The sequence below is a fragment of the Bacillus hominis genome (assembly GCF_018332515.1).
Lineage (GTDB): Bacteria > Bacillota > Bacilli > Bacillales > Bacillaceae_G > Bacillus_A > Bacillus_A hominis.
The window spans coordinates 1-11,458 of sequence record NZ_BOQD01000302.1; the positions used below are offsets into that span (position 1 = coordinate 1).

General features: G+C 34.8%; 8 protein-coding genes. 6 read left to right on the plus strand and 2 right to left on the minus strand.

The features are described from left to right. From mmgD to pulA, 6 genes are all read left to right on the plus strand, one after another. On the plus strand, positions 1–913 hold a 913-nt coding region (gene mmgD, locus KI356_RS23005; protein WP_212936560.1), incomplete at its 5' end, for a citrate synthase. 98 nt (positions 914–1,011) lie between these two features. Further along, positions 1,012–2,448 carry a 2-methylcitrate dehydratase gene (prpD, locus tag KI356_RS23010; RefSeq protein ID WP_002119248.1) on the plus strand — a complete coding sequence of 479 codons (1,437 nt, stop codon included), beginning with the start codon at positions 1,012–1,014 and terminating at the stop codon, positions 2,446–2,448. Between the two features lie 18 nt (positions 2,449–2,466). Beyond that, positions 2,467–3,375: a methylisocitrate lyase gene (prpB, locus tag KI356_RS23015; RefSeq protein ID WP_128279970.1), complete on the plus strand. Its 909-nt coding sequence runs from the start codon at positions 2,467–2,469 to the stop codon at positions 3,373–3,375. Positions 3,376–3,530: 155 nt separating this feature from the next. Beyond that, the gene (locus KI356_RS23020; RefSeq protein WP_212936561.1) at positions 3,531–5,240 is read left to right on the plus strand and encodes an acyl-CoA dehydrogenase FadE; all 1,710 of its coding nucleotides are present in this window, start codon (positions 3,531–3,533) and stop codon (positions 5,238–5,240) included. Positions 5,241–5,256: 16 nt separating this feature from the next. Then, a complete protein-coding gene (locus KI356_RS23025; protein WP_212936562.1) occupies positions 5,257–6,027 on the plus strand; it encodes an NAD(P)-binding domain-containing protein in 771 nt (256 codons plus the stop codon). Between the two features lie 485 nt (positions 6,028–6,512). Next, positions 6,513–9,083 (plus strand): type I pullulanase, encoded by a 2,571-nt coding sequence (pulA, locus tag KI356_RS23030; protein ID WP_212936563.1) that lies wholly within the window; start codon positions 6,513–6,515, stop codon positions 9,081–9,083. A 452-nt stretch (positions 9,084–9,535) separates the two neighbouring features. On the opposite strand, the gene KI356_RS23035 is transcribed toward pulA, so the two are convergent. After that, positions 9,536–10,537 carry an alpha/beta hydrolase gene (locus KI356_RS23035; protein WP_128280118.1) on the minus strand — a complete coding sequence of 334 codons (1,002 nt, stop codon included), beginning with the start codon at positions 10,535–10,537 and terminating at the stop codon, positions 9,536–9,538. Positions 10,538–10,905: 368 nt separating this feature from the next. Then, entirely contained in the window at positions 10,906–11,367 is a 462-nt protein-coding gene (locus tag KI356_RS23040; RefSeq protein WP_128280119.1) for a GNAT family N-acetyltransferase, read from the minus strand. Positions 11,368–11,458 lie beyond the last annotated feature (91 nt).

Here is an 11,458-nt window from a genome sequence, read left to right on the forward strand (position 1 = left end):
AAAGCGATTAAAAGAAGAATATGCAGTTCCAGAAGGTGTATTCAATGTGTTAAAGGCATTACCTAAAGAAACGCATCCTATGGATGGATTACGTACAGGTGTGTCTGCATTAGCTGGTTACGATAATGATATCGAAAACCGCTCGTTAGAAGTGAATAAAAGCCGAGGGTACAAGCTATTAAGTAAAGTACCGAACATTGTAGCGAATAGTTATCATATTTTAAATAATGAGGAGCCAATTCAGCCTCTTCAAGAATTGTCATATAGTGCGAATTTCTTCTATATGTTAACTGGCAAAAAACCGACTGAGCTTGAAGAGAAGATCTTTGATCGTTCCCTTGTTTTATATAGTGAACATGAAATGCCAAACTCTACATTTACAGCTCGCGTAATTGCATCAACGCAATCGGATTTATACGGTGCTTTAACAGGAGCAGTTGCATCTTTAAAAGGAAGCTTACACGGCGGTGCAAATGAAGCGGTTATGTACATGCTTTTAGAAGCTGGAAATGTTGAGAAATTTGAAGAACTATTACAGAAGAAACTTTACAATAAAGAAAAAATTATGGGCTTTGGACATCGCGTATATATGAAAAAGATAGATCCAAGAGCACTTATGATGAAGGAAGCTTTAAAACAGCTTTGTGATGTAAAAGGTGATTATACACTATATGAAATGTGTGAAGCTGGAGAAAAGATTATGGAGAAAGAAAAAGGCATTTATCCAAATCTTGATTACTATGCTGCGCCGGTATATTGGATGCTTGGTATTCCAATTCAACTATACACGCCAATCTTCTTTAGCTCTAGAACAGTAGGACTATGTGCACACGTAATTGAGCAACATGCGAACAATCGCTTGTTCCGTCCACGTGTAAATTATATTGGCGAGCGACATGTATTTAGTAAATAAAAACAACTGGGGAGTTGTTAGCGCCGCCCGCCAGATGGGTGTTTGACCGACACCCATCATTAATAATAACGAATTTTCGACAGAAAGGGAAGATTAGCATGATTAAAACAAATGAAATTAAACAAAAAGATGCATTATTAGAAGAAATTACGGATTATGTATTAAATAAAGAGGTAACAAGTGCAGAAGCATTCAGTACTGCTCGCTACGTATTACTTGACACACTTGGATGTGGAATTTTAGCGCTCCAATATCCAGAGTGTACGAAATTACTAGGACCAGTTGTACCAGGAACAATCGTGCCAAACGGTACACGTGTACCAGGAACGTCTTATGTACTAGATCCAGTAAAAGGTGCATTTAATATCGGATGTATGATCCGTTGGTTAGACTATAACGATACTTGGCTTGCAGCAGAGTGGGGACATCCATCTGATAACTTAGGCGGAATTTTAGCAGTTGCAGATTATATTAGTCGCGTTCGTATTTCAGAAGGAAAAGAACCATTAAAAGTACGTGAAGTATTAGAAATGATGATTAAAGCACATGAAATTCAAGGTGTACTTGCTTTAGAAAACAGCTTAAACCGTGTTGGTCTTGACCATGTACTATATGTAAAAGTAGCAACAACTGCTGTAGTTGCGAAAATGCTTGGCGGAACACGTGAAGAAATCTTTAATGCATTATCACATGCGTGGATTGATAATTCTAGTCTTCGTACATATCGTCATGCTCCAAATACTGGATCACGTAAATCATGGGCAGCAGGTGATGCGACGAGTCGCGGTGTTCATCTTGCAATGACTGCTCTAAAAGGTGAAATGGGTTATCCAACAGCATTATCTGCGCCAGGCTGGGGATTCCAAGACGTATTATTCAATAAACAAGAATTAAAATTAGCAAGACCACTAGAGTCATATGTAATGGAAAATGTATTATTTAAAGTTTCATATCCAGCAGAATTCCATGCACAAACAGCTGCAGAATGTGCAGTGAAGTTACATCCGGAAATTAAAGAAAGATTAGATGAAATTGATCGTATTACAATTACAACTCATGAATCAGCAATTCGTATTATCGATAAAGAAGGTCCATTAAATAACCCAGCTGATCGTGATCATTGCTTACAATATATTACGGCAATCGGTTTATTAAAAGGAGATATCGTTGCGGACGATTATGAGGATGTAGTAGCAAATGATTCACGTGTAGATGAATTACGTAATAAGATGGTTGTTGTTGAAAACAAGCAGTACAGTTTAGATTATCTTGACCCGAACAAGCGCTCAATCGCCAACGCTGTTCAAGTTCACTTTAAAGATGGTACTGTAACAGAAAATGTGGAATGTGAATACCCACTTGGTCACCGTTTCCGTAGAGACGAAGCGATTCCAAAAGTTGTTCAAAAATTCACTGCAAATATGGCAGGTCATTATTCTAGTAAGCAACAAGAACAAATTCATGAAGTTTGTTTAAATGAAGAAAAACTAGAAAATATGAATGTAAACGAATTTGTAGATCTATTCTTAATTTAATAATAGGGGGAATCTAGAATGGCTTGGGTTGTGAATAAACAGTCAACACAAGAAGAGCTTGCGAATTGCTTCCGAGCTTTAGTAGAAGCAAATGAAATTTTACAAATTCCAGGTGCTCATGATGCAATGGCAGCTCTTGTTGCGAAAAATACAGGTTTTTCAGCTCTTTATTTATCGGGAGCTGCTTATACTGCAAGTAAAGGACTACCAGATTTAGGCATCGTGACGTCTACGGAAGTAGCAGAGAGAGCAAAGGATCTGGTAAGAGCTACAGATTTACCAGTTCTTGTTGACATTGATACAGGATTTGGTGGCGTACTAAACGTAGCGAGAACAGCTGTAGAAATGGTAGAAGCGAAAGTAGCGGCTGTTCAAATTGAAGATCAACAATTACCAAAGAAATGCGGCCATTTAAATGGCAAGAAACTTGTTACTACAGAAGAATTAGTTCAAAAGATTAAAGCGATTAAAGAAGTTGCGCCAAGCTTATATATTGTAGCACGCACAGATGCTCGCGGCGTTGAAGGATTAGATGCAGCGATTGAAAGAGCGAATGCATATGTTCAAGCAGGGGCAGATGCAATTTTCCCAGAAGCGCTTCAATCAGAAGAGGAATTCCGTCTATTTAATAGCAAGGTAAATGCACCTTTATTAGCGAATATGACTGAATTCGGGAAAACACCATATTATAGTGCAGAGGAATTTGCGAATATGGGCTTCCAGATGGTTATTTATCCTGTAACTTCACTTCGCGTTGCAGCGAAAGCGTATGAGAATGTATTTACTTTAATTAAGGAAACAGGTTCTCAAAAAGATGCACTTTCTAATATGCAAACGAGAAGTGAATTATATGAAACAATTTCATATCATGACTTTGAAGAGTTAGATACTGGAATTGCAAAAACCGTATTATCTGAAGATCAATAGGTAGAACAACTAAGGCGATGAGAATACATCTTTGGCAAACCGAACTGCTTGATGTGAAATTTCATCGCCTTCTGTTTTCAATAATAAGATATTCCACTCATCGTAGACGAGCATATGCAAAGGGCAATGAAGGCCGAAATGATAGGGGGATTCAGATGGAGAAAACGAAGTTACCATGGGATGAATTTTTTTCACTCAATAAAGATGTGAATCATACTTTCTTTACACCAGAAGATTTTTCAGGGGATGAAGATTTAATTGCAAAAACGACAGAACAATTCGTTAAACAAGAAATTGTCCCACAAATTGAGAACATTGAACAACATAACTATAAAGTTTCTCGTCAATTATTTGAGAAAGCTGGGGAACTTGGATTATTAGGCATTGAGGTACCAGAAGATTATGGCGGGTTCGAGTTAGGAAAGGCTGTCTCAGGTCTTGTAGCAGAGAAAATGGGTTACGCTGGTGCATTTAGCGTTTCTTTTAATATACACGCCGGTGTCGGTACATTGCCTTACATATATTACGGAACGAAAAAACAAAAGGAAAAATATTTACCAAAAATCGCATCGGGAGAATGGATTGGGGCGTATGCTCTAACTGAGCCAAATGCTGGTTCTGATGCATTAAGTGCAAAAACAAGCGCAGTTTTGAATGAAGAGGGTACAGCTTGGAAGTTGAATGGTGAGAAGCAATGGATTACAAATGCTCATATGGCAGATGTATACGTTGTTTTTGCGAAGACAAATAAAGGAATGACAGCGTTTATTGTCGAAAGAACATGTGAAGGTGTATCCATTGGATTAGAAGAAAAGAAAATGGGCATTAAAGGTTCTTCAACAGCGACGCTTATTTTAGAAGATGTTGTTATCCCTGCTGAAAATATTTTAGGGGAAGTTGGGAAAGGGCATCACGTAGCTCTTAATATTCTTAACTTCGCTAGACTAAAACTTGCTTTTGGAAATATTGGAACAGCAAAACAAGCAATCGGTTTATCGGTCCAATATGGAAAAGAGAGAAAACAGTTCCAAACGGAATTAGTAGACTTTACGATGATTCAAGAGAAAATTGCAAATATGATCATTGCTACATATGGAGCAGAAAGTGCAGCTTACCGTACAGCAGGTGTAATTGATGAAGCAATTCATGAGAGTGATGAAGATCTTATGAAAAAAATGTCCCAATTTGCAATTGAATGTGCACTTAATAAAGTAAATGCTTCTGAAACACTTGGCAATATTGTAGACGAGGCTGTACAAATTCATGGTGGATACGGTTATATGCAAGAATACGAAGTAGAACGTTTATATCGTGATGCTAGAATTAGTCGTATTTTTGAAGGAACGAACGAAATTAATAGATTAACAGTTGCTAAAATGTTAATGAAACAATTCGAGCAAGTTGAAGATCATGTAGTAGAAAGTGATATAACAAATGTAGAAAGAAACCATCGTTACATTTTATTAGCGAAAAAACTGTTGAAACAATCTTTGAAAACGCTCTCTAAAACTCCAGGCTTAAAAATTGATCAAGAGCAAGAATATTCACGCGTATTATCAAATATGTTGACGGACGTGTACGTTATGGAATCCGCATTTTTACGTACGAGGAAAGCGGTTAGTAAAAATGGTGAGGAAAAAGAGCGTACGAAGCAAATGATAACAGATGTTATTTGTGAAGAAGGATATCGTAAAGTAGAAGAAGCAGCGATTTCTATTCTTTCAGCGACTGTCACAGAAGAACAAGATAGACACATTGTTTTAGCTGAAATCCGTCAATTATTAGTGCCTTTATACACGAACTTATTTACGAAAAAGAGAGAAATTGCGAAAGTTATTATAAATCGCGGGAAATATATTGTGTAAATAGGAGGAAAGCGATATGAAAAAGATTGGTTTTATCGGTTTAGGTAACATGGGTCTTCCGATGTCTGAAAATTTAGTTAAATCAGGTTACACAGTATACGGAGTGGACTTGAATAAAGAGGCTGAAGCTTCCTTTGAAAAAGAAGGAGGAATTATCGGCCTATCAATCTCAAAACTAGCAGATACATGTGATGTGATTTTTACAAGTTTACCTTCACCTCGTGCTGTTGAAGCGGTATATTTTGGGGAAGAAGGATTATTTGAAAATAGCCACTCGAATGTAGCTTTAATTGATACAAGTACAGTATCTCCACAATTAAATAAACAATTAGAGGAGTCGGCGAAGGAAAAGAAAGTAGACTTTTTAGCGGCGCCTGTTAGTGGTGGTGTAATTGGAGCAGAAAACCGCACATTAACGTTTATGGTTGGTGGATCAAAAGAGGTATATGATAAAACTGAATCTATCATGGAAGTGCTAGGAGCGAATGTTTTCCATGTTAGTGAGCAAATCGATAGTGGCACAACTGTCAAATTAATTAACAATCTATTAATTGGTTTTTATACTGCTGGTGTGAGTGAAGCTTTAACATTAGCGAAAAAGAACGATATGGATGAAGATAAAATGTTTGATATTTTCTATTATGCAAATACAGATGAGTTAAACATGACTTCTAATTTCAAAGAATTGAAATCTGCATGTATTCGAGTGGCAACTAATAAATATGGAGCGAATACAGCTGAAGTTCAAGCAGTTCAAAAGGCATTTGATGCAGTAAAAATTAAGTAAGTTAGAAATAAAGTTTTCATTCATATATTAATACATTATGAAAAAACAGCTAATATCATTTTAAGGATATTAGCTGTTTTTTTACGTAGCAATACACTAGTGAAAATAAACTTACTAAGCAATAATCACGCTGTCTATCTTCAATAAGTTGCGAGAAATATACAAGATGTAAAGTATATAAAAACAGAAAATTAATAATATATTGACCTCTTAATAGAAAGTGCTATAGAATGAAAGCGATAACAAACGATTGCTTTAAAATGATTTCCCTGATCTTTTAGTATTTACAAATATATGAAGGCATAAAGAAATCTATTTTTTTAAGTTTTAATGCAAACGCTTTCGTATTAAAAGATCATTGAAATACATACATGAAAATAGCCAATATGGGGGGGAAGTAAAAGAGATTTCTAGATTAATTTAAGTAGGGTAATTTAGACGAGTATAATAAATCGCTCGTACTATTTAAAGAAAGGGTGTATGTGGTGCAAATGACAAAAAGACTAATTAACAAATCAGTTTTATTACTTACTATAATCGTTATGTTATCCTCTGTTTTCTCTTTTCAGAATGTGAAGGCCGTTTCAAATTCGAAAACAACTGAAATTATCATTCATTACAAAGAGCAGCCTGGAAATACAAAAGACTGGAATCTTTGGATGTGGGGAGAAAATGCAAATGGTAAATCTTATGAATTTACTGGTGAAGATGAATTTGGAAAATACGCAAAGATTAAAGTAGATGGTGACTATAATCGTGTAGGATTTATCATTCGTACGAATGAGTGGGAAAAAGATGGTGGGGATCGTTGGATTGAAAATATAAAGGACGGTCGTGCTGAAGTATGGATTCTTTCGGGTGATGAAAAAGTATATAACTTTAAGCCTTCTTCGGATCTCGCAATTCAAAAAGCTACTATTGATAGTTTTAATGAAATCACTGTAACGACTAATGTTCCGTTTAATAGTAAGGAACAGAAAATTGAAATTGAGGGCATTAAAATTAAGGAAATTAATCCTTTTGATAAAAATGGTGGAGATATTACTAATAAGGTGAAAATAATTACGGAACAGAAAATTGATTTAAAACAGACATACAAAGTTAAAATAGAAAACTTAGCTGATACGAATACTGAAATCGGTAAAGTCATTCGTAGCGAAGAGTTTGATAAATTATTTTATTATAGTGGTAACGATTTAGGTAATATATATACCCCGCAACATACAAAGTTCCGTGTATGGGCTCCTACTGCGAGTGAAGCGAAGTTAGTTACATATAAAAAATGGGACGATAAAATAGGTACTGAAATAAACATGCAACAAGGTGAAAAGGGAACTTGGAAAACAGAACTTAAAGGGAACCAAAAAGGTCTCTTTTATACGTATAAGGTGAAAATTGGTGATAAGTGGACTGAAGCAGTTGATCCATATGTTCGTGCTGCTTCTGTAAATGGAGATAAAGGTGTAGTCATTGATTTAAACGAAACAAATCCGAAAAAATGGAAAGCAAACAAAAAACCGGAATTTAAAAATCCGGAAGATGCTATTATTTATGAATTGCATGTACGTGATCTTTCCATTCAACCTGAAAGTGGCATTAAGCAGAAAGGAAAATATTTAGGGGTAACAGAAAAAGGAACAAAAGGGCCTGAAGGTGTAAAAACAGGACTTGATCATATGAAAGATCTTGGTGTTACGCACGTTCAGTTTTTACCGATATTTGATTATGCATCAGTAAATGAAGAAACTTTAAATGAACCACAATACAATTGGGGATATGACCCGAAAAATTTCAATGTTCCAGAGGGCTCCTATTCTACAAATCCGTATGAGCCGACTGTTCGAATAACTGAATTAAAGCAAATGATTCAAGTGCTGCATGATAATAATCTTCGTGTTGTAATGGACGTAGTATATAATCATATGTATAATGCCGCTGAATCTAATTTTCATAAGTTAGTTCCCGGTTATTATTATCGTTACAATGAAGATGGAACACTTGCCAATGGAACTGGTGTAGGAAATGATACCGCTTCGGAACGAAAAATGATGAGGAAATTTATGGTGGATTCCGTCTCATACTGGGCAAAAGAATATAATTTAGATGGATTCCGTTTTGATTTAATGGGCATTCATGATTATGAAACGATGAATGAAATACGTAAAGCTGTTAATCAAATTGACCCTTCTATTATTCTGCATGGGGAAGGTTGGGATTTAAACACACCTCTTGCAGCTGAATTGAAAGCAAATCAAAAAAACGCGGAGAAAATGAAAGGGATTGCTCATTTTAACGATAATATACGTGATGGATTAAAAGGTAGTGTATTTGAAGAGAAAGAAACTGGTTTTGTAAATGGAAAGCAAAACATGGAAGACCGTATTAAAAAAGGCATTACGGCCGGTATTGACTATGATACAAATTCGTCTACTTATCAAGATCCAGAGCAGGTGCTAACTTATGTGGAAGCACATGACAATCATACATTATGGGATAAACTTGAGTTGACTAATCCAGGTGAGAGTGAAGAAGTGCGAAAACAAATGCATAAATTGTCTTCTTCTATTTTATTAACATCACAAGGTATTCCATTTTTACATGCAGGACAAGAGTTTATGCGCACAAAGTATGGTGATCATAACAGTTACAAATCTCCTGATTCAATTAACCAGATGGATTGGTTACGCCGTGCAGCATATAATAATGAAGTAGATTATATGAAGGGCTTAATAGATTTACGCAAAAAGTACCCAGTTTTTCGAATGACATCTACTGAGCAAATTAAAAAGCATATATCATTTATAGATGCTCCCAAAAATGTTGTAGCTTATATAATAGATGGAAAGGGCAATGGGAATAAAAGCGAATACTTTATGGTGGCTCACAATGCAAACAGAGAAGCCGTGGACATAACTCTTCCATCGAAAGGTCCTTGGAAAGTGCTAGTAGATGGTAAGCAAGCCGGAAGTAAAACACTTTATGTTGTCCATGATAATAAAATTAAAGTTCCTGCATTAAGTTCATTCGTTTTAAAAACGGAGAAACCGATTAAATAAATGCAAAAAGCGAAGTGAGGTTATTTTCACTTCGCTTTAAAAGTTAACTTAATATAATTTCACATACTGTAATTATATTACAATTTAATAAACAAAAAGAGAAGAACTCACCAAGGTTCTTCTCTTTTTTATGTGTAATTAGGGTTTCCATAAATGTAGATATGGATGGTGTAAATTAATGGATGAATAATTTACTCTTAAAATTATAACAGAACAAATAAAGCATTTTATATGTAATATTGCATAAGAAGGATAAACAACAATAATTTATGGTGAATAAGTAGCGCTTTTCCATATGGCGAGTTTATTTCAGAGTTACTTCCTAAATTCTATATCATTTTCCAATCATGTAAGATTAAGGGTGAAAACAGAAGAAAGGAAGGTTTAAAAGTGAGCTTAGTATAAAATGAAACATTGCAAGTATAAGATTCCGTACTTAGTAATTTCTCGCTTTAAGGCATCACATTGGGAAAGTGTGGGGAGTTCAATCGATTCTGAATAAAATTGATAGTATCAGTTGCAATTTTTTTACGTTTAAGAACAATCCCAGCATGTCCACATGTATAAATATATCGCGTAGGTCTTTCCCAGGATTCCCACAAATAGTCCGTATCCTCAGGATGCACATATAGATCGTGCTTGCCTGAAATTAATAAAATATTTTCTTTTTTCACTTTTGGTAATGCTTGACTCGGTTCAGTGATTTTCCAATAATTTATTAAATCATCATACGTTACACCATGATGTTCCAAGTCTTCTCTAATAAATTTACCTGGATTTGTCTTCCAAATCGAATAAGAAAGTCGATTCGCGTAGAAAATGGATGCTAATACATCAATCTCTGGTTCAACAAGAGATGTTAAGTTAGTAATAACCCCACCTAAACTGACTCCTATTAAAATCAAGGGGCCATTTTTATTTGCTTTAATCCATTTAATCAAAGTTCGCAAATCAGCTACCGCTTGTCTAGTTGCTTGTACAGTTCGTTCAATATTGGCACTTACCATGTACTCTCCACTGAATAGGGATTGGTTGGGTTTTCTTTCAAAATGATATGGTAGAGTGAAATAATACATATTCCATCTCAAGTTGGTCATATGGTCATGAAATATTTTTTTTACACGTTCGTTAGAATCCATTCTCCAACCGTGAACAAAGATGACATGAGGTGCATCTTCATTTTCATGTAAAAATAATTCCCCAGTTACAGAGTCGTTGCGTGAATCACCAGATTGAACCGAGCTTTTATATTTGAACTGTCCAGCCATGTATTCTTTTTCCTGCTTTGCATGCTTAATGTTAAAATGAATATTAGATGGTTGTACTTTATAAAAAAATTCTATGTCTTTTATATCTAGTGAGGTGTTAGAAAGAGAAGTATACTGAAACTCGACACTTCTTTTTTTGTGCAAATCATACAAGGCATATCGATCAATGAGTTTTGAAAAAATCAAATTAACCTCCTCCAAAATACATATTGTTTTAAAACATGGATAAAATTTATGTTTTCTTTATGCTGTTAATTAATTATAAAAACAGGTGATAAATTTGCATATTATATTATAAAGCTAGTAATAAAATAAAACTATAAATAATTTATACAAAAATCTAAAAAACAAGTTAATATTCTCATTCATAAAAGAGAACATTAACTTGCTTATTTCCGTATCAAAAGGTACACCTTTTGAAGTGGCGTAATTTATATGAAAGACAATGTGTCAATTTGTATATCTAATACAGTGATAGTTACCATAATTTTCGAAGCCTATAGTTAATTAACCTTACAATATACGTCTTTTTGGTATATAAATAACAATATTCATTAAAGAAAAAGTTTTAATCCTTCATGAGAATCTTTAAAACCTAATTTCTTATAAAATTGCAAAGCTTCTTGTCGTTCTTTATCTGTTGTTAGCTGTACTAAATGACATCCTCGTAATGTAGCACGTTGAATAGCCCATTTAATAAGTTTAGTTCCTATACCTTTACCACGTTTTGATGAGGCTGTTCGTACACCCTCGATTGTCGCTCTCCAACCCCCTTGACGTGCAATGTAAGGCGTAAATGTAATTTGTTGAACACCAACAATCTCCGTCCCATGACACGCTACAATTAACTCGTTATTTGGATCACAATCAATAGCGTGAAATGCTCTTATATAACTATCAGGGAGTGGTGTTTCATAGCGCTCTCTTTTATTTCCTAAAACATCATCAGCAAGCATTTTTACAATAGAATCTAAATCATCTGCCGTAGCAATCCTAAATGTTATAGTTTCTATCACTATCAAAAAACCTCCTTAATGTATGCACTTGTTACTTTTATTTTACTTGTTTAAATACAATAGGTTAAATTATAAAATATTATGAGTCTCT